Origin of the sequence: Aliidiomarina sp. (assembly GCF_047920995.1) — a bacterium.
In the GTDB taxonomy this organism is placed as follows: Bacteria; Pseudomonadota; Gammaproteobacteria; order Enterobacterales; family Alteromonadaceae; genus Aliidiomarina.
Genome location: NZ_JBLRWZ010000016.1, coordinates 26,509 through 45,147 on the forward strand (window position 1 = coordinate 26,509; position 18,639 = coordinate 45,147).

The 18,639-nt window shown below is 47.0% G+C and carries 18 protein-coding genes; 17 read left to right on the forward strand and 1 reads right to left on the reverse strand.

The window, feature by feature from the left end:
• Positions 1-72: 72 nt before the first annotated feature.
• The 15 genes from pdxJ (at position 73) to rpoS (ending at position 14,133) form a co-directional block, all read left to right on the forward strand.
• Positions 73-798 (forward strand): pyridoxine 5'-phosphate synthase, encoded by a 726-nt coding sequence (gene pdxJ / locus ACNA7P_RS05960; protein ID WP_416257702.1) that lies wholly within the window; start codon positions 73-75, stop codon positions 796-798.
• 2 nt (positions 799-800) lie between these two features.
• Positions 801-1,181: a holo-ACP synthase gene (gene acpS, locus ACNA7P_RS05965; RefSeq protein ID WP_416257703.1), complete on the forward strand. Its 381-nt coding sequence runs from the start codon at positions 801-803 to the stop codon at positions 1,179-1,181.
• A gap of 21 nt (positions 1,182-1,202) precedes the next feature.
• Positions 1,203-3,395: a GTP diphosphokinase gene (gene relA, locus ACNA7P_RS05970; protein ID WP_416257704.1), complete on the forward strand. Its 2,193-nt coding sequence runs from the start codon at positions 1,203-1,205 to the stop codon at positions 3,393-3,395.
• A gap of 32 nt (positions 3,396-3,427) precedes the next feature.
• Positions 3,428-4,240, forward strand: coding sequence for a nucleoside triphosphate pyrophosphohydrolase (gene mazG / locus ACNA7P_RS05975; RefSeq protein ID WP_416257705.1), 813 nt, complete (start codon positions 3,428-3,430; stop codon positions 4,238-4,240).
• Positions 4,241-4,341: 101 nt separating this feature from the next.
• Positions 4,342-5,976, forward strand: coding sequence for a CTP synthase (locus ACNA7P_RS05980; RefSeq protein ID WP_416257706.1), 1,635 nt, complete (start codon positions 4,342-4,344; stop codon positions 5,974-5,976).
• A 32-nt stretch (positions 5,977-6,008) separates the two neighbouring features.
• Positions 6,009-7,301 (forward strand): phosphopyruvate hydratase, encoded by a 1,293-nt coding sequence (gene eno / locus ACNA7P_RS05985; RefSeq protein WP_416257707.1) that lies wholly within the window; start codon positions 6,009-6,011, stop codon positions 7,299-7,301.
• A 15-nt stretch (positions 7,302-7,316) separates the two neighbouring features.
• The gene (locus ACNA7P_RS05990; protein ID WP_416257708.1) at positions 7,317-8,027 is read left to right on the forward strand and encodes a hypothetical protein; all 711 of its coding nucleotides are present in this window, start codon (positions 7,317-7,319) and stop codon (positions 8,025-8,027) included.
• Between the two features lie 54 nt (positions 8,028-8,081).
• Positions 8,082-8,375, forward strand: coding sequence for a cell division protein FtsB (gene ftsB, locus ACNA7P_RS05995; protein ID WP_416257709.1), 294 nt, complete (start codon positions 8,082-8,084; stop codon positions 8,373-8,375).
• A complete protein-coding gene (gene ispD / locus ACNA7P_RS06000) occupies positions 8,372-9,076 on the forward strand; it encodes a 2-C-methyl-D-erythritol 4-phosphate cytidylyltransferase (RefSeq protein ID WP_416257710.1) in 705 nt (234 codons plus the stop codon). The genes ftsB and ispD overlap by 4 nt, the downstream gene beginning before the upstream one ends.
• 29 nt (positions 9,077-9,105) lie before the next feature.
• A complete protein-coding gene (gene ispF / locus ACNA7P_RS06005; RefSeq protein ID WP_416257711.1) occupies positions 9,106-9,579 on the forward strand; it encodes a 2-C-methyl-D-erythritol 2,4-cyclodiphosphate synthase in 474 nt (157 codons plus the stop codon).
• Between the two features lie 19 nt (positions 9,580-9,598).
• Positions 9,599-10,735: a tRNA pseudouridine(13) synthase TruD gene (gene truD, locus ACNA7P_RS06010; protein WP_416257712.1), complete on the forward strand. Its 1,137-nt coding sequence runs from the start codon at positions 9,599-9,601 to the stop codon at positions 10,733-10,735.
• 72 nt (positions 10,736-10,807) lie between these two features.
• Positions 10,808-11,557, forward strand: a complete 750-nt coding sequence (gene surE / locus ACNA7P_RS06015) for a 5'/3'-nucleotidase SurE (RefSeq protein WP_416257713.1) — start codon at positions 10,808-10,810, stop codon at positions 11,555-11,557.
• Positions 11,554-12,195, forward strand: a complete 642-nt coding sequence (locus ACNA7P_RS06020; RefSeq protein WP_416257714.1) for a protein-L-isoaspartate(D-aspartate) O-methyltransferase — start codon at positions 11,554-11,556, stop codon at positions 12,193-12,195. Before surE ends, ACNA7P_RS06020 begins: the two co-directional genes overlap by 4 nt.
• A 24-nt stretch (positions 12,196-12,219) precedes the next feature.
• Positions 12,220-13,095, forward strand: coding sequence for a peptidoglycan DD-metalloendopeptidase family protein (locus tag ACNA7P_RS06025; RefSeq protein ID WP_416257715.1), 876 nt, complete (start codon positions 12,220-12,222; stop codon positions 13,093-13,095).
• 39 nt (positions 13,096-13,134) lie between these two features.
• Positions 13,135-14,133 carry an RNA polymerase sigma factor RpoS gene (gene rpoS / locus ACNA7P_RS06030; RefSeq protein ID WP_416257716.1) on the forward strand — a complete coding sequence of 333 codons (999 nt, stop codon included), beginning with the start codon at positions 13,135-13,137 and terminating at the stop codon, positions 14,131-14,133.
• On the opposite strand, the gene mutS is transcribed toward rpoS, so the two are convergent.
• On the reverse strand, positions 14,130-16,709 hold the full coding sequence (gene mutS / locus ACNA7P_RS06035) for a DNA mismatch repair protein MutS (RefSeq protein ID WP_416257717.1): 2,580 nt from the start codon (positions 16,707-16,709) through the stop codon (positions 14,130-14,132). The two genes, rpoS and mutS, sit on opposite strands and share 4 nt — an antisense overlap.
• Before the next feature lie 210 nt (positions 16,710-16,919).
• On the opposite strand from mutS, the gene ACNA7P_RS06040 reads away from it, so the two are divergent.
• Both ACNA7P_RS06040 and recA read left to right on the forward strand, forming a co-directional pair.
• On the forward strand, positions 16,920-17,426 hold the full coding sequence (locus tag ACNA7P_RS06040; protein ID WP_416257718.1) for a CinA family protein: 507 nt from the start codon (positions 16,920-16,922) through the stop codon (positions 17,424-17,426).
• Positions 17,427-17,539: 113 nt separating this feature from the next.
• Positions 17,540-18,589, forward strand: a complete 1,050-nt coding sequence (recA, locus tag ACNA7P_RS06045) for a recombinase RecA (RefSeq protein ID WP_416257719.1) — start codon at positions 17,540-17,542, stop codon at positions 18,587-18,589.
• Positions 18,590-18,639 lie beyond the last annotated feature (50 nt).

An 18,639-nucleotide genomic window follows, 5' to 3' on the forward strand; every position in this document is an offset into this window, starting at 1 on the left:
TGAAGTAACAGTTTTGCAGCATAATTTACTCAGCATAATCAACGATACGAATTGAACAATTTAGGAGTACTCATGCCTGCACCATTACTAGGGATCAATATTGACCATATCGCCACGCTGCGCAATGCCCGCGGTGTTGCTTATCCAGAGCCCGTTCAGGCTGCCGCGATAGCGGAGCAAGCCGGAGCTGATGGTATTACGGTGCATTTACGTGAAGATCGCCGCCATATTACCGATCGCGATGTACGGATACTTGCGGAAACTATTCAAACTCGTATGAATTTAGAAATGGCAATGACCGATGAAATGGTGGCCATTGCTATTGCAACAAAACCAGCATACGTGTGTTTGGTTCCGGAAAAGCGCGAAGAATTAACCACCGAGGGCGGCTTAGATGTAGCTGGGCAAATTGAGCGTAGCCGCGATGTGGTAGCACGCTTAAGTGCAGCCGGTATTTTAGTTTCTTTATTTATTGATGCCGATAAGCAACAAATTGAGGCGGCAAAAACAGTAGGCGCGCCCTATATTGAATTACATACTGGGCATTACGCGGAAACCACTGGCAGCGAGCAACAGCAAGCACTGGCACAGATCCAGGAAGGCGCCCGCTATGCCCATGAGCTCGGCTTGGTAGTAAATGCGGGCCATGGTTTGCATTACCATAACACCCAAGCTATTGCTGCTATTCCAGAAATTTACGAGCTTAATATTGGCCATGCGATTATTGGCCGCGCTGTTTTTAGTGGGCTATATCAAGCGGTGGCGGATATGAAACGCATTTTAGAGCAGGCTCGGTAGCAATGGCGATAGCTGGTATTGGTACTGATATTGTTGAAATTGCGCGTATCGAGAAAGCTGTTGCTCGACAACCGCGCTTGGTTACGCGGCTGCTTACAGAAGCCGAGCAGCAGGCATATGCTGTGGCCACGCATCCTGTGCGTTATTTGGCCAAGCGCTTTGCAGCCAAAGAAGCCGCACTAAAAGCCCTTGGTACTGGCTTGCAAAATGGTTTAAGTTGGCAGCATATTGAGATTAGTAATACCCCATTGGGCCAACCAAGGCTAACCTTTACAGGCGTTGCGGGGCAACGTGCAAAAGAGTTGCAGGTGCATGCTATTCATCTATCGTTAAGTGATGAAGCAAATTATGCGCAAGCCATGGTGGTATTAGAAAGCGCCTAACACGTTGCAGCAGGAGGCAGCATGGTTAAAATTCGTAATATTCACAGCCAAAACCGCGATGCACAGGATGATCGCTGGTTAAACCATGTTCAAAGCTCGGCTGAGCAAGATGCACTTCTGCATACACTAGAACAACTGCAAACCATTAACCCCACGTTTACTGGTAATGCTGAGCTTGCTCTAAAAGGTGAGGAGATGGTGGAAATCCTCTCTAGTTTGAAGCTCGATGAAGAAAGCTTACAAGCTGCATTATGCGTGCCTTTTTTCGAAGCCGGTATGGTTACTCGAGATTGGATTGGCGAGCAACTAACCCCCGCTACAGCCACGCTTGTTGCCACCGTACAGCAAATGAATAGCATTAGTGATTTACAGCACTTTCGCCATGGTAAACCGGGGGAAGCACAAGTTGATGCGGTTCGGCGCATGTTGCTGGCCATGGTTGAAGATGTGCGGGCGGTATTGATTAAACTTGCTGAGCGTATTTGTTATTTGCGGGAAGTGAAGAATCTTGATGAGGAAACGCGAGTACTTAGCGCTAAAGAGTGCAGTGAAATATATGCGCCTTTGGCAAATCGACTAGGTGTAGGACAAATTAAGTGGGAGCTAGAGGATTTATCTTTCCGCTATTTGAATCCGGATATCTACATGTCGATTGCCAAGCATTTGCGAGAGAATAGGCGGCAACGAGAAACCTACATTGATGCCTTTGTTGCTGGCTTGCAGGCCGATTTAACGGAACAAGGTATTGTTGCTAATGTGTATGGTAGGCCGAAACATATCTTCAGTATTTGGAAAAAAATGCAGAAAAAAAATCTGCAGTTTGATGAGCTGTTTGATATTCGAGCCGTTCGAGTTGTTACCCAAAGCTTGAAAGATTGTTATGCGGCACTCGGTATTGTGCATAGCCGCTGGCGGCATATTGCTAGTGAGTTTGATGATTATGTGGCAACGCCGAAGCCGAACGGTTATCAATCGATTCATACCGTAGTGATTGGCCCTGAACAAAAGAATGTAGAGATACAAATTCGCTCTGAGCAAATGCACGATGATGCTGAACTCGGGGTTGCTGCCCATTGGGTATACAAAGAAGGGCCTGCTACCGGCCGCTCGCAAGGGTATGAAGATAAGATTGCTTGGCTACGGAAGTTGTTAGCTTGGCATGAAGATATGGCCGAGAACGAAGATTTGGTGCAAGAAATACGCAGCCAAGTATTCGAAGACCGAGTGTATGTGTTCACCCCTAAAGGAGATGTGATCGATTTGCCCTTTGGTTCTACACCATTAGATTTTGCTTATTACATTCATTCGCAAATTGGCCATCGTTGTATCGGTGTAAAGGTAGATGGGCGTATCGTGCCATTCACTTATGTGCTGCAAAATGGCGAACGGGTAGAAGTGCTTACCCAGAAAGAGCCGAACCCCAAACGTGATTGGATTAACCCAGCGCTTGGCTATTTAAAATCTGCTCGTGCGCGGAGCAAAGTGCACGCCTATTTTAAGAAGCTCGATCGTGAGCAAAACTTAATTACTGGGCGAGAAATTCTAGAAACGGAATTAGCCAAGCATAAGTTAACGATGCATGATGTGGCACCAGCGGTAGAACGCTTTAATATGCTGCACTTAGATGATCTATTAGCGGCGATTGGTGCCGGTGATGTGCGTTTGAATCAGGTAGTAAACTTCTTGAAAGGGCCACAGCAAGAAGACGAGCTTGATGAATTAGAGAAATTAGCCACCCGCAAACGCGCCAGTAAGCGCGGCAAGCCAGAAGATGGGGTGAAAGTTGCTGGTATCGGTAATTTATTGATGAGCTTTGCGCGCTGTTGCCAGCCACTACCGGGCGATCCTATTATGGGCTATGTTACCCAAGGGCGGGGTGTATCGATTCACCATCAGGATTGTGAGAACTTGGCGCAGTTGTTGCAACAAAGCCCTGGGCGCGGCATTGAAGTTGCGTGGGAAGCTCAGCAGCAGCATCGATACGCAGCTCGCATCACAGTAACCGCTGAAGATCGTGCAGGCTTATTGCATGATATTACGAGCATTTTGAGCCACGAAAAAGTGAATGTAAATAGCGTGAATACCCGCCACGATCACGATCGGCAACAGGTACAGATAGAGTTGGAAATTATGGTGCGAGATAATGCTGAGATTACCCGCTTACTGGCGCGTATTCAGCAGGTAAGCCACGTACGCACAGCAAAACGGAAATAACTTCTAATACCAACAGGCAAACAGGATAAAACATGGCTGAACAGGCGCAACTGCAACATGTAAATCGCTTGCTAGAGATTATGGCGCAACTTAGAAATCCTGATGGCGGTTGCCCTTGGGATTTAAAGCAAACAATGGCAAGCCTTATCCCTTATACGATTGAGGAAGCGTATGAAGTTGCTGCGGCGATTCATACCGGCAATCCACTAGCGATAAAAGATGAACTTGGTGATTTGTTATTTCAGGTGGTGTTTTATGCGCAGGTTGCCAATGAGCAAGGGGATTTTAGTTTTGATGAAGTAGCGGAGGCTGTGGCTGATAAATTGATTCGTAGGCACCCACATGTGTTTGCCAACGGCAGTGTTGCCGATGCCGAGGATGCGAAGCGACAATGGGAGCGAATTAAGCAGCACGAGCGTGCTGGAAAACCCGGTGATGATAGTGTACTCGCAGATATTCCCAGCAACCTGCCGGGTTTGTTACAGGCGCTAAAAATTCAAAAGCGCTGCGCAGCGGTTGGCTTTGATTGGGATAACCCGAGCCAAGTAATGGCGAAAGTACGGGAAGAAACGGATGAAATTGCTGCAGAACTCTCGGTACCTGATGAGCAGCTGCAACAGGATCGGATAGCCGAAGAAATCGGTGATTTATTATTTACCACGGTAAACTTAGCGCGCCACTGTAAAGTAAACCCAGAAACAGCATTGCAGCATGCGAATGAAAAATTTATGCAGCGCTTTCGTTTGGTAGAAAGGTTAGCAAAGGAAAACGATGTGGCTATTGCTAGCGCAGAATTGAATGCATTAGAAGCACTTTGGCAACAGGCTAAAAAAATTACCACATGATTTTGTGTAAGAGATTGTTGGCGAGGCGATGCTCGGGTATACTGTTTTCCCGTCTTTACATCCTTTTCCTTGATTCATTTTCCTGAAGCAGCAGGTTTTGCATGGCGACTAAATATATTTTTGTAACCGGCGGTGTAGTTTCTTCGCTGGGGAAAGGTATTGCGGCGGCTTCGTTGGCTTCTATATTAGAAGCTCGCGGACTCAATGTAACTATCATGAAGCTCGACCCGTATATTAACGTGGACCCGGGTACAATGAGCCCCATCCAGCATGGCGAAGTATTCGTTACCTGCGATGGCGCTGAAACTGATCTCGATCTTGGCCATTATGAGCGATTTATTCGCACCCGCATGACCAAGAAAAATAACTTCACTACCGGCCGTGTATACGAAGATGTGATTCGTAGAGAACGCCGTGGTGATTTCCTAGGCGCTACCATTCAGGTAATTCCGCATATCACCAACGAAATCAAACGCCGCGTAATAGACGGCGCTGAGGGCTATGATATTGCCCTGATTGAAATTGGCGGTACTGTTGGTGATATTGAATCGCAACCATTCTTGGAAGCTATTCGTCAGCTTGCTACTGAGGTAGGGCGCCACCGCACGTTGTTTATTCATCTTACCTTAGTGCCGTTTTTGGGTGCAGCTGGTGAGGTGAAAACCAAGCCTACGCAGCATTCTGTAAAAGAACTGCGTTCCCTTGGTATTCAACCTGATGTGCTAATTTGCCGCTCGGATCGCATCGTACCAGCGAACGAACGAGCTAAAATCGCGCTATTTACCAACGTACCAGAACGAGCGGTAATCTCGCTAAAAGACGTACCAAGTATCTACAAAATCCCTGCGATTCTGAAATCACAAGGGTTGGATGAATTCGTGCTTGAGCGTTTTGGTGTTGAGGTTCCAGAGGCTGATCTAACTGAATGGGAGAAGGTTCTATACTTAGAATCGAATCCAGGCGGTGAAGTAACGGTTGGTTTTGTTGGTAAATACGTAGAATTACCAGATGCTTATAAATCAGTGAATGAAGCGCTTGCGCATGCGGGTTTGCATAACCGCCTTACGGTAAATATTCGCTATATTGATTCCCAAGATGTGGAAAGCAAAGGTGTGAGTAAATTAGCCGATGTAGACGCAATTTTGGTTCCTGGTGGCTTCGGTGGCCGTGGTATTGAAGGCAAAATCATGGCGGCTCAATATGCTCGTGAAAACAATATTCCTTATTTGGGGATTTGTTTAGGGATGCAAATCGCACTCATTGAGTTCGCTCGCAATGTAGCAGGATTAGCCGGTGCCAATAGCACCGAGTTTGATGAGCATACGGCGCATCCAGTGGTTGGCTTAATCACTGAATGGATGGATGAAAGTGGCCAGCAGGAAATTCGCGATTCGGGTTCCGATTTAGGTGGCACAATGCGTTTAGGTGCTCAGCAGTGCCATTTACTGCCGGGTACGAAAGCGCATGATATATACGGCAGCGATACCATTGAAGAGCGCCATCGCCATCGCTATGAAGTGAATAACAATTACCGTGAACAGCTGGAAGCTGTGGGTATGCGTTTTAGTGGCTTGTCGGCTGATAAGCGCTTGGTGGAAGTAATTGAGCTTCCAGATCACCCATGGTTTGTGGCTGCTCAATTCCATCCTGAGTTCACTTCAACACCACGTGATGGCCATAGATTATTTGAGAGCTTTATTGCAGCGGCGCAAGAGTATCAACATCGCAATCGCTAGTTGCTTTACATACGAATTGAAGGATTATTTTTATGAGTAAGATTGTAAAAATCATGGGTCGCGAAATCATGGATTCGCGCGGTAACCCAACGGTTGAAGCAGATGTGGTGTTAGCTGATGGCAGCATGGGCCGGGCAGCCGCTCCAAGTGGCGCTTCAACGGGCAGCCGAGAAGCCTTAGAGCTGCGTGATGGTGATGCGGGTCGTTACTTGGGCAAAGGTGTATTAACTGCAGTAGCCAACATTAATGGCGCGATTGCGGAAACCTTGCAAGGAATGGATGCCTTAAACCAAGCCGCTATCGATAATGCGATGCTGAAGTTGGATGGCACAGAAAACAAAGAAAAGCTTGGCGCAAATGCAATTTTGGCGGTTTCACTTGCCGTGGCAAAAGCGGCAGCAATCAGCAAAGGGGTAGAGTTGTTCGCTCATATCGCTGATTTAAATGGCACTTCCGGCAAGTACAGCATGCCTTTGCCAATGATGAATATCCTCAATGGCGGCGAACATGCTGATAATAATGTTGATATTCAAGAATTCATGGTGCAGCCAGTAGGTGCGAAAAATTTTGCTGAAGGGCTTCGTGTTGGCGCAGAGATTTTTCATGCCTTGAAAGCAGTGCTGAAAGCCCGCGGATTGAGCACATCGGTTGGTGATGAAGGTGGCTTTGCCCCTAACTTAGCTTCAAATGAAGAAGCCTTAGCGGTTATTTCTGAAGCCGTGGCGAACGCCGGCTATGAGCTTGGTAAAGATGTTACATTAGCCTTGGATTGCGCAGCTTCCGAGTTCTATCGTGATGGTAAATATCATTTAAGTGGTGAAGGTAAGAGCTTTACTGCTGCAGAGTTTGCCGATTACCTTGCTGATTTAAGTGCGCGTTATCCAATTGTTTCGATCGAAGATGGTTTAGATGAAAGCGATTGGGAAGGCTGGAAAATTCTTACTGACAAGCTCGGCAGCAAGGTACAGTTAGTAGGTGATGATTTATTCGTAACTAACACTAAGATTTTGCAGCGGGGTATTAGTGAAGGTATCGGTAATTCAATTTTGATTAAATTTAATCAAATTGGTAGCTTAACTGAAACTTTAGCTGCCATTCGTATGGCGCAAGAAGCTGGCTTTACCGCAGTAATTTCCCATCGTTCAGGTGAAACAGAAGATGCCACAATTGCCGATTTAGCGGTAGGTACGGCTGCGGGACAAATTAAAACCGGTAGCTTGTGCCGTTCTGATCGAGTGGCGAAATACAACCAGCTGTTGCGTATCGAAGCAGCCCTTGGTGACGTAGCCTATAACGGCCGCGCTGAAATCAAAGCGGCGCAGTAAGGCTGTATTTGCTGTATGGCAAACGCATCGGAACAAACCGAAATATTTAATCTGCCGGGGCAGAGCAGCGAGTTTGCAGAATTGTGCAATGCACTCTATGCACAACAACTGCAAGAACTTAGCCAGGTAGATTCGTTGGGCGTTAACCATGCCAATGATATTCGGTTGTTGCGGCGCAGATTAGCAAGTTTAAGTGGGCATGTGCAGCGAACTGCACATGCCTTACTTTTTGCCGCCAGGGAATTACAGCGCGGCGGCTTTGAGCACGAACTTAGCCTAGATATTCATGCCGCTTGTTGGCTGGCAAAACAAACCCAGAAACCACCTCGAGCACTTACCACAAGCGCGCAGAATAAACTTGCCGGCTGGTTAGAACGCTACGCATGTTTAGCGTTAGTAATGCCAGTTCTGTATTGCCACCAGGGTATAACGCAAATCTACCTCGATAGTATTGATGAGATCAGCATGCAGGAAGGCCGCATTCACCTTAATCAATGGGGTTGGTTCGATGTATCTGGTACTACTCTGGATAGCGTAGGGCAAGATGAGAACAGGCAACTGCAATTATTAAAACCGGATAAAGCTACCATTAAAGCCGCTTGCTGTGGGCACCGGTGGGGGCCTTCTGGCCGCATGCAGCCAATGAGCCTAAGTTTGCGTACCTTACTACTAACCAGCACATTGGTTTGGCCGAAGTTTACTGAAGTGCGCAAGTTGCCCTTTTAACCATGCAGTGGCAGTGGTAGATTAAACTAACTTTGGCTCCAAGATGAGGATCTTATGCGCTTACTTACGGTAATTATTATTGGCCTTGTGCTGGTATTACAGTATCGCATTTGGTTTGGCCAACAAGGCATGCAAGATTTTCGTGAATTGCAAAGCGATGTAGCCCGCCAACAAGCAGCTAACGAAAGCTTAGAGCAACGCAATCAGTTAATTGCCGCCGATATTGATGATCTGCGCAACGCTCTAGAGGCAGTAGAAGAGCGTGCTCGTAATGAATTAGGATTGGTGCGGCCGGAAGAAACATTCTTTCGTTTGATTAGTATTGAAGAACAGGAACCGGATGCATGATTGCAGTAATTCCTGCAGCTGGTATTGGCCAACGAATGGGCTCTGCAATTCCGAAACAATATTTGCAGTGCGCTGGGGCTAGCATACTAGATCATGCGATTGCGGCACTGCTAGTTGAACCGCGAATTGAGCATGTGTTTGTGGCGCTACAGCCCGATGATGGCTGGTTTGCTAACAGCCAATATGCATCTCACCCCCAAGTAGTTCGGGTAGCGGGTGGCGCCACACGGGCCGAATCGGTACTTAATGGCGTTGCTACAGCCCTTGAATCGTATGATAAGCATATATTAGTGGCAGTGCATGATGCTGCACGTCCCTGTTTACCGTTGGAGCTTCTCGCAACGTTACTTGATACCGCAAGCAAGTATCCTCATCTCGGGGCGATCTTAGCGCTGCCAGCGCGGGATACGATTAAGCAGGCGGATGCTCAAGGGGCGATACCTCATATTCGCAGCACGCTCGATAGAGAAACGATTTGGTTAGCGCAAACACCACAGGTTTTTCGCTTGGGTGATTTACAGCATGCGCTGCAGAATGCAATAGCACAGGGCTTACCCATCACGGATGAAGCATCTGCTATCGAAGCCGATGGTGGCCAGCCCATTCTGGTGCCCAGTAGCCGGCAGGTAATGAAGGTAACTGATCCAGAAGATTTACCGTTAGCAGAATTTTATTTACAGAACCTGATTCACAGAACTTAGTTCGTAATACCCGTAAGGAGTAAGTATAAGTGCGAATTGGCCAAGGCTTTGATGTGCATAAATTTGGTGGCGCCGGGCCAGTGCGGTTAGCCGGTACGGATATTCCTTGTGACCAAGGGCTGCTGGCCCACTCCGATGGTGATGTTGTATTACACGCCATTTGTGATGCATTACTAGGCGCCATCGGCGAAGGCGATATTGGCGTTTGGTTCCCAGATAACGATCCAACTTTTAAAGGCGCCAATAGCGCAGATTTATTAACTAAGGTTTGGCAGGCGGTTACTGCTCAGCAATACACCATTGCCAACCTTGACGTTACCGTAATCTGCCAGAAACCAAAAATTAATCCACACCGAGAAGCAATGCGAGAACGAATTGCTGCGATCCTGCAGTTAGAACCAACGCGCGTGAATGTGAAGGCAACCACCACTGAAGGGCTTGGTTTCACCGGCCGTAGTGAGGGAATAGCCAGCATGGCGGTGGTTTTGCTTGCGCCCAAGTAAGCTAAATATGGTACCCATAATGAATAGTAGTGAGAGTAGTAATGGCACAACTCATGATACAGAAACGAATGATACAGAAACGAATGATACAGATTGGCAAACCCAGTGGCTGCGCTTGTTAGCTGGCCCTGTACCTACTGGTACATTTAAGAATGTGCATGCTGATTTTGTGGTACATGAAGTATTAGGCTTTGCCCCAGAACCAATAGAAAAGGGCCAACACCATTGGTTGCATATAGAAAAAGCGGGTGTAAATACGGCGCAAGTGGCGAAAAACATTGCTCGTTTTTTAGATATTCCAGCGCGCAACATTAGCTTTTCAGGAATGAAAGACCGCTTTGGCATTACCCGCCAATGGTTCTCTGTTGAGTTACCAGCCTTAGCCGAACCCGATTGGCAAGAGTGTATGCAAACAAGCTTTGCCGACGGCCAAGTGGCATTACTTGAACACGTGCGCAGCCACCGAAAACTGCGGCGTGGAGTGCATAAAGCCAATAACTTTAATATTGTATTGCGTGATATCAGCGATATGGCGCTCGCAGAAGAGCGTTTAGCCCTAGTAGCGCAATCAGTTGCTAATTATTTTGGTGAGCAACGGTTTGGTATTGATCGCCAGAATTTACCGCAAGCAATTGATATGTTTGCAGGTAAGCGCATTAAAAACCGTGATTTACGAGGCATTTTACTTTCTTCGGCGCGCTCTTGGTTATTCAATGAATATTTGTGTGCACGTATAGCGCAGCATGGTGCTGCTCTGATACCCGGCGATGTATTTATTCTTAGCGGTAGCCACTCCTTTTTTACTGCGGAGGAAATCACCCCAGAGCTTGAGCAACGCGTGGCGGAAGGGGATGTGGCAGTGAGTGGGCCACTATTTGGCGATGGCGAGAGTTTAGCAACCGGGCAATCGGCAGAATTTGAGCGCAACGTATTAGGCAACTGGCCAAAGTTGCAAGATGGTTTACGTAAAGCGCGGTTACAGCAAGAGCGCAGGCCACTATTTATTCAGCCCGCAAACTTTGCTTGGCAGCAACTTGATGCAACTTCGTTAGAGCTTACGTTTACATTACCAACGGGTAGTTTTGCCACTACTGTACTGGCCGAGTTAGGCGATTTTAATAGCCGCGAACGTGCCCAGTTTGAACACCGAAGCTAAGGTAACAGCGGTATCAATCACTGTATGAATGGCCAAGAATAAATAATCAGCGTACCAGCAACGAGGAACCACATGCGAATTTTGCTAAGTAATGATGATGGCGTAAGAGCGCCTGGATTAGCGGCATTGTATAAAGCGTTATCAAAGCTTGCTGAGGTAACGGTTATCGCCCCTGACCGTAATTGTTCTGGTGCGAGTAACTCGTTAACGTTACACAACCCGTTGCGGGTTGAGCAGCTAGAAAATGGCTTCTTTTCGGTGAACGGCACGCCAACAGATTGTGTGCATATTGGCACCAACTCGCCTTTGGGCGATGCACCTGATTTAGTGGTTTCGGGAATTAATGATGCGCCGAATATGGGTGATGATGTTATCTATTCGGGCACTGTAGCCGCGGCAACGGAAGGGCGCTTTGTGGGCTTGCCCGCAATCGCGGTTTCAATGGGTGAACATGGCCATGATCATTACGAAACAGCTGCGCAAGTTGTAGCAGATTTGATTGTGAAGCTACAAAAGCAGCCGTTAGAATCTGATTTCGTATTGAATGTAAATGTACCCTATTTACCGTATAGCGAGCTGAAAGGCACTGTGCTTACCCGGCTAGGGCGGCGTCATCGTGCTGAACATATGGTGCGTGGTAGTGATCCTTGGGGTAGAGAAATATTCTGGTATGGCCCAGTTGGGCCGCAGCGAGATGATGGCCCAGGTACTGATTTTGCAGCGGTACGCGACGGCTATGTATCGATAACACCGTTAACTGTTGATATGACAGCTAACGATGATCAACAACGTGTGCAAGAGTGGTTAGATATACCGAAATGAGAGTGAATAATTTCCAAGGGATGGCGCGCCGTTTGGTGCAGCGATTACGTAGTTTAGGCATTACCGATGAAAAAGTTTTAGCGGTAATGGAGCAATTGCCAAGACACGAATTTATGCCGGAATCGCTAGCACACCAAGCATATGAGAATAATGCCTTGCCGATTGGCAATGGCCAAACGATTTCGCAGCCCTATATGGTAGCCAGAATGACCAGTAGGTTGCTGGAATCTTCTCCACAAACCGTATTAGAAATAGGCACAGGCTCTGGATATCAAACTGCAGTATTGGCGCATTTAGTACCGCAAGTATTTTCTGTGGAGCGGATAAGTGCTTTACAATACCAAGCAAAGCGCCGGTTACAGCGAATGGACCTGCATAATGTTGCGATGCGCCATGGTGATGGTTGGCAAGGCTGGCCGAGTAAAGCGCCATTCGATGCCATTATCGTAACCGCTGCGGCAGCGCAAATTCCCAATGATTTACTGGAACAATTAAGCGCTAACGGGGGGCGGTTAGTTATTCCCGTGGGCCAGAGAGAACAACAGTTATTGCTAATTGAGAGAAACGGTGATGAGTACAAAAAACGCAATGAGGGAGCGGTGCGTTTTGTACCTTTACTGAAAGGGGACTTAGCGTAAAACACTAAGAACCTAGGAGGGGACATGGTAGCAGGTTGGTTACGTAAGTTTGGAGTGCTGTTAGTGGCTGCAGGGATTGTTGGCTGCAGCGCTCCACATGAACCTGCGCCGGTAGAAAATGTTTACCGCGGCCCCACGTTTCACGATTATGAACGCGCCTCACTTAGTGGTGATGTATATGAAGTTCAGCGTGGCGACACGCTATACACCATTGCCTTTCGCGCCAATCAAGATTTGCGCGATATTGCGCAAATCAACAACCTTTCTGCACCCTATACCATTCTAGTTGGCCAAAAGCTGCGCTTATCACCACAGGCCGAAAATGGCTCTATGGCAAATTACCGCAATAACAACTCTATTACAAATAATACAAATGTTATACAAAAGGGTGTTGCGTCCCCTCAATCTAGAGAGTATGGTAATACTACAGAAGCAGTAAAACCTGAAGTAAAACAACCGCCTGCTCCAGCGCCAAGGGTGGTTTCGCGGCCAGTAGCAGAACCGCAGCGGCATATAGCAAATGATGAAGTGCGTTGGCAGTGGCCGCATCGAGGTACGTTGGTTAGGCGCTTCTCAAACCATGAAGTAGGTGGGAAAGGGATCGAGTTTAATGGCAATCGGGGAGACCCAGTGGTTGCCGCAGCTGCAGGGCGGGTTGTTTACGTAGGTAGCGCGCTACGAGGATATGGTCGATTAATCATATTGAAACATAATGATGATTTCATAACCGCGTATGGGCATAACGATGATCTGCTAGTACAGGAACAGCAATGGGTTGAAGCGGGTCAACAAATCGCCACTATGGGAAGTAGTGGTAGAGATGATGTGCGGTTAAGGTTTGAATTGCGATTTCGAGGTAACTCGGTGAACCCGGAAAATTATTTACCGCGAAATCGTTAGCATGGAGCAATTAGCAAGCAGTATATGGGAGTGTGGTGCATGCGTGATAAAGAAGAGCAATCAATGAGTACTGAAAATGTTGCTGAAGACACTGAGGACCTAGAATTCTCAGGGGATGAAACAACATTGGCGGATAAAGATCGAGAAGAAATTGATGCTGAACTTGAGGAAGCGCTGGCTTCGAAAGTAAAGTATCAACGTAAGCTTGATGCCACCCAGATGTACTTAAATGAAATTGGTTTTTCGCCTCTACTAACTGCTGAAGAGGAAGTTTTTTTCTCGCGTAAAGCCTTAAAAGGGGATGTAAAGGCACGTCAGCGCATGATTGAAAGTAATCTGCGCCTAGTGGTAAAAATTGCCCGCCGCTATAACAATCGTGGCCTTGCTCTTCTTGATTTAATTGAAGAAGGTAATTTAGGCCTCATACGCGCAGTAGAGAAGTTCGATCCAGAACGTGGTTTTCGTTTTTCTACCTACGCAACGTGGTGGATTCGGCAAACCATAGAGCGCGCCATTATGAACCAAACCCGCACCATTCGTTTACCAATTCATGTGGTGAAAGAATTAAATATCTATTTGCGCGCGGCTCGTGAGCTAGCGCAAAAGTTAGAGCATGAACCTACCGCTGAAGATATTGCCCACAGCCTGAATTTACCCGTAGAAGATGTGCATAAAATGCTGCGTTTAAATGAACGCATTGCTTCGGTAGATACGCCATTAGCAGGTGATGGTGAAAAAGGTTTACTCGATATCATTGCCGATGAAACTGCCGGTGGCCCAGAGGGTATCTTGCAAAACGATGATTTGCGGGAGCGCTTGCTAGGTTGGCTTGATGCGCTGAATGCAAAGCAAAAAGAGGTGTTAGCCCGCCGTTTCGGCTTACTAGGCTATGAACCTGCAACACTGGAAGATGTAGGCAAGGAAATCGGCCTTACCCGCGAACGAGTAAGGCAAATTCAAGTAGAAGCATTGCGGCGCTTGCGCGAAGTAATGATGCAAGAAGGCTTAAGCACCGATTCAGTGTTTTCAGACGATTAGTGTTGTTTACTAAGCCGGTAAAGTAGCTCCAACGCTTGTTTGGGGCTTAGCTCATCTGGATTGAGTTCATTTAATAGCGCAATGCGCGGATCAACTGATGCCGCTGCAGGGCTTGGCTCAATAGCTAGCGGCTCAAGGGCTAAGCTGGCCTGTTGTGCTACCGGTGCGCTAGCCACAGCAACGCCATCATTCTTTTCTAAGTTCGCCAAACACTCTTTAGCCCGCGATAATACCGTTTCCGGCACCCCAGCAAGGCGCGCAACTTGAATACCAAAGCTGCGGCTCGCGGCGCCTTCTTTCACATGATACAAAAAGGCGATGGTGTCGCCGTGTTCAACTGCATCTACGTGCATATTCACGGTATTTTCGAGTTGCTCCGCAAGCTGAGTTAATTCGAAGTAATGGGTGGCAAATAAGCACATCGCACCACTGCGGCTTAATGCTTCTGCACTGGCCCAAGCCAACGACAAACCATCGTAGGTAGATGTTCCCCGGCCAATTTCATCCATCAACACCAACGAATGCGCGGTAGCATTGTGCAAAATATTTGCCGTTTCGGTCATTTCTACCATAAAGGTTGAACGGCCTGAGGCTAATTCGTCGGCGGCACCAATACGAGTGAAAATCCGATCAACCGGGCCAATACGTGCAGAACGAGCGGGCACGAAACAGCCAGTATGGGCCATTAACGTAATCAACGCGGTTTGCCGCATATAAGTAGATTTACCACCCATGTTCGGTCCGGTAATGATATGTAATCGGCGTTGTTGATCAAACTGCACGGCATTGGCAATAAATGGTGTATCTGCAAACGCTTCAACTACCGGATGGCGGCCGTTTTCGATATACAATTCGTTTGCATTGGTGAACTGGGGCTGGCTGTAATTTAAAGTTATTGCGCGTTCAGCGAAGCAGCAGAACACATCGAGTTCGGCAAGTTGATATGCGCAAGCTTGGAGTTCCCCTAAAGGCTGCTGCAGTTCATCCAGAATTGCTTGATACAACAGCTTTTCTAATGCTAAAGCTTTACTTTGGCTCTGTAACACCTGATCTTCAAAAGTTTTCAATTCAGGGATAATGTAGCGTTCGGCGTTCTTCAGAGTTTGCCGGCGCTGGTATTCTGGCGGCACTTTATCCGCAGCAAGGCGGCTTAACTCGATATAAAAGCCATGTACTTTGTTATAGCCAATTTTTAAATTAGCAATGCCAGTGCGTTGCCGCTCGCGCTCAGCAAGAGCTTCTAATTGTGCCGTACCACCCGCGCTAAGCTCACGAAATGCATCGAGGTCGGCGTTATAGCCTGATCGAATCACATTACCATCGCGAATCAACACCGGCGGGTTGTCGTCTATGCTTTGGCAGAGCAGGTGGTGATAATCACTAAACTCACTAAATTCCGGCACGTGTGCGGTTAATTTAAACTCGCGAAGGTGTTGGTTGATGTTGGGTAATAATGCTAACGCTGCTCGTAGGCGCGTTAAATCACGCGGTCGAGCGGTTTGTAATGCTACTCGTGAAAGGATCCGCTCGAGATCGCCAATGTCGCGTAAACATAATTGTAGTGCCGACCAAGCTTCTGAATTTTTTAATAACGCAACGGTATCTAAGCGCTTCTGTAACCGTTTGGTGTCACGCAATGGCCGATGTAACCAACGTTTCAATAGGCGGCTGCCCATCGCCGTTTTAGTGTAATCAAGTACTGCCGCCAAGGTATGGTTTTCACCGCCTTGTAGATTGGTGGTTAATTCGAGATTACGGCGCGTAGCGCTATCCAAGTGAATAGCATCTCGGGAAAATTCCTGCTGAATGTTCTGTAAATGGGGCAGGGCTGAGCGTTGGGTATCTTTAATGTACTGTAAAACACAACCTGCAGCGCCAATGCCAGGATGCTGTTTATCAAGGCCAAACCCGGATAAATCGTGGGTGGCAAACTGGCGGAGTAAACTTTGCTCAGCACTATCACTACTAAATTCCCACTCCGGTCGTCGGCGTAATCCTTTAATCGTTTTTGCTGGTGCTGGTAGTTGCAGTGATTCGGGGTAAAGTAATTCTGCGGGCTGTAATCGTTCGAGCTCACTTAGTAATGCATCTGTATTGGCAAGTGCAGCTACAAAGAATCGCCCACTACTGATGTCTGCCCCTGCTAAGCCCCAGCGTTCATCGGCATGCTGGCAAATAGCCACTAGTAAGTTTTCGCGGGCGGGCTCTAGTAACGCTTCATCGCTCACGGTGCCAGGAGTTACAATACGCACTACTTTGCGATCTACGGGCCCTTTACTGGTAGCTGGATCGCCAACTTGCTCGCAAATGGCAACAGATTCGCCAAGTTTGATTAATCGTGCAAGGTAGCCCTCTACTGCATGATAAGGTACGCCGGCCATAGGGATAGGATTACCGCCAGAGCTGCCGCGCTGAGTTAGGGTTATATCGAGAAGATCTGCCGCGCGTTGTGCATCATCATAAAACAACTCATAAAAATCACCCATGCGATAAAACAACAGAATGTTTGGATGCTCAGCTTTGAGCGCCAAATACTGTTGCATCATTGGCGTGTGTTGAGGTGTTGGTTGTGGCATTCGTTTTGGCGTCCTTTTCGGTATTCTTAGCGGCAGTCTGCGAAAACACAGTGCCCTTGTTTTTCGTTATAATTTTATTAGCTATGGCAATTTCGCCATGTTGTTACTACATGATCCAGTTTTCAGCTACAAATGCCAAGTATAAATTAGCAATCATTATGAACCTTAGATATTCTTAAATGACATGAGTGCGTAAGTAGGGAGTGATTTATGGAAGCAAACGCAGTACACGGCTCGGCAATCGAGAGCTTAGTACAAAAATTGGCCTCGCTATTAACTACAAAACAGTTTCGTTTAGCTACTGCAGAATCGTGCAGTGGTGGTGGCATTGCTAGTGCTTGCACCGATTTATCAGGAAGCTCGGTATGGTTTGCAGGCGGAATTGTGAGCTATAGCAACCAAGTAAAACAACAACTGCTACAAGTGCCCGAGAGCGTTATCACTAGCTATGGTGCGGTATCAGCCGAATGCGCAGCAGCAATGGCTGCAGGTGCGATGTACGCACTTGGCACCGATATTGCCGTGAGTACTACAGGTATCGCAGGGCCTACCGGTGGCTCGAGCGAGAAACCAGTTGGCATGGTGTGTTTCGGTATTGCTACTGCGAATAACACATGGACCGATATCCAGTACTTTAGCGGTGATCGTTATCAAGTACGGCAGCAAACCATTGCTCATGCACTCACTTTACTAGTTAATCAACTTAATGATTTATAAGAACTTTATAAAATAAATCGGTTTTTTTTGTAAGAAATTGCCAAAGTCACTTGATACTGTATGTATCCACAGTATACTACTGATTATCAACTGCAAAGAATTTGGAGCTAAGCATGAGTGTTAATGAAAACAAGCAAAAAGCGTTAACCGCAGCCCTAGGGCAAATCGAGCGTCAATTTGGTAAAGGCGCAATTATGCGGTTAGGCGATAACCGGGCAATGGATATTGAAGCCATTTCAACAGGCTCGTTAAGCCTTGATATCGCACTTGGCATTGGTGGTTTACCTTGTGGTCGGGTAATTGAAGTATATGGCCCAGAATCAAGTGGTAAAACAACATTAACGTTACAGGTTATTGCTGAAGCGCAACGCATGGGTAAAACCTGTGCCTTCGTTGATGCGGAACATGCACTAGACCCTATTTATGCAGAAAAACTTGGCGTTAATATTAACGATCTATTAGTTTCTCAGCCTGATACCGGTGAACAAGCGCTAGAAATTTGCGATATGTTAGTTCGCTCAGCAGCAGTAGATGTAATTGTTGTCGATTCCGTTGCAGCACTTACTCCAAAAGCGGAAATTGAAGGCGAGATGGGTGATTCTCATATGGGCTTACAAGCACGCTTAATGTCACAAGCATTACGTAAGCTTACAGCGAATATTAAAAAATCAAATACCATGTGTATTTTCATTAACCAAATTCGAATGAAGATTGGGGTAATGTTCGGTAACCCTGAAACCACTACTGGTGGTAATGCACTGAAGTTCTACGCCTCGGTTCGTTTAGACATTCGCCGCACTGGCGCGCTTAAAGAGGGTGATGAGATTGTTGGTAATGAAACCCGTGTGAAAGTGGTGAAGAACAAGGTTGCACCACCATTCAAGCAAGCAGACTTCCAGATTATGTATGGTAGTGGCATTTCGAAAGAGGGTGAGCTGATAGATCTTGGTGTAAAACATAAAATTGTTGAGAAAGCTGGTGCGTGGTACAGCTATAAAGGCGATAAGATTGGCCAAGGTAAAGCAAATTCAATGAGTTATTTGCGTGAAAATAAAAATATCTCTGCAGAAATTGAAAAAATCCTCCGTGATATGTTGTTACTTAAACCGGTGCCAGCTGAAGATGATCCAGCGCTTACAACTCCGGCAGAAATTGAAGAGTAACCTTACGTTTTAAACAGAGTATTTCGCTTGAAAACCGCTTTTATAGCTTA

What these genes read in the sequence shown, in the direction of transcription:
- pdxJ (WP_416257702.1), top strand. Translation starts at nt 73, where the DNA reads ATGCCTGCACCATTACTAGGGATCAATATTGACCATATCGCCACGCTG.
- acpS (WP_416257703.1), top strand. Translation starts at nt 801, where the DNA reads ATGGCGATAGCTGGTATTGGTACTGATATTGTTGAAATTGCGCGTATC.
- relA (WP_416257704.1), top strand. Translation starts at nt 1,203, where the DNA reads ATGGTTAAAATTCGTAATATTCACAGCCAAAACCGCGATGCACAGGAT.
- mazG (WP_416257705.1), top strand. Translation starts at nt 3,428, where the DNA reads ATGGCTGAACAGGCGCAACTGCAACATGTAAATCGCTTGCTAGAGATT.
- ACNA7P_RS05980 (WP_416257706.1), top strand. Translation starts at nt 4,342, where the DNA reads ATGGCGACTAAATATATTTTTGTAACCGGCGGTGTAGTTTCTTCGCTG.
- eno (WP_416257707.1), top strand. Translation starts at nt 6,009, where the DNA reads ATGAGTAAGATTGTAAAAATCATGGGTCGCGAAATCATGGATTCGCGC.
- ACNA7P_RS05990 (WP_416257708.1), top strand. Translation starts at nt 7,317, where the DNA reads ATGGCAAACGCATCGGAACAAACCGAAATATTTAATCTGCCGGGGCAG.
- ftsB (WP_416257709.1), top strand. Translation starts at nt 8,082, where the DNA reads ATGCGCTTACTTACGGTAATTATTATTGGCCTTGTGCTGGTATTACAG.
- ispD (WP_416257710.1), top strand. Translation starts at nt 8,372, where the DNA reads ATGATTGCAGTAATTCCTGCAGCTGGTATTGGCCAACGAATGGGCTCT.
- truD (WP_416257712.1), top strand. Translation starts at nt 9,599, where the DNA reads ATGAATAGTAGTGAGAGTAGTAATGGCACAACTCATGATACAGAAACG.
- surE (WP_416257713.1), top strand. Translation starts at nt 10,808, where the DNA reads ATGCGAATTTTGCTAAGTAATGATGATGGCGTAAGAGCGCCTGGATTA.
- ACNA7P_RS06020 (WP_416257714.1), top strand. Translation starts at nt 11,554, where the DNA reads ATGAGAGTGAATAATTTCCAAGGGATGGCGCGCCGTTTGGTGCAGCGA.
- ACNA7P_RS06025 (WP_416257715.1), top strand. Translation starts at nt 12,220, where the DNA reads ATGGTAGCAGGTTGGTTACGTAAGTTTGGAGTGCTGTTAGTGGCTGCA.
- rpoS (WP_416257716.1), top strand. Translation starts at nt 13,135, where the DNA reads ATGCGTGATAAAGAAGAGCAATCAATGAGTACTGAAAATGTTGCTGAA.
- mutS (WP_416257717.1), bottom strand. Translation starts at nt 16,709, where the DNA reads ATGCCACAACCAACACCTCAACACACGCCAATGATGCAACAGTATTTG.
- ACNA7P_RS06040 (WP_416257718.1), top strand. Translation starts at nt 16,920, where the DNA reads ATGGAAGCAAACGCAGTACACGGCTCGGCAATCGAGAGCTTAGTACAA.
- recA (WP_416257719.1), top strand. Translation starts at nt 17,540, where the DNA reads ATGAGTGTTAATGAAAACAAGCAAAAAGCGTTAACCGCAGCCCTAGGG.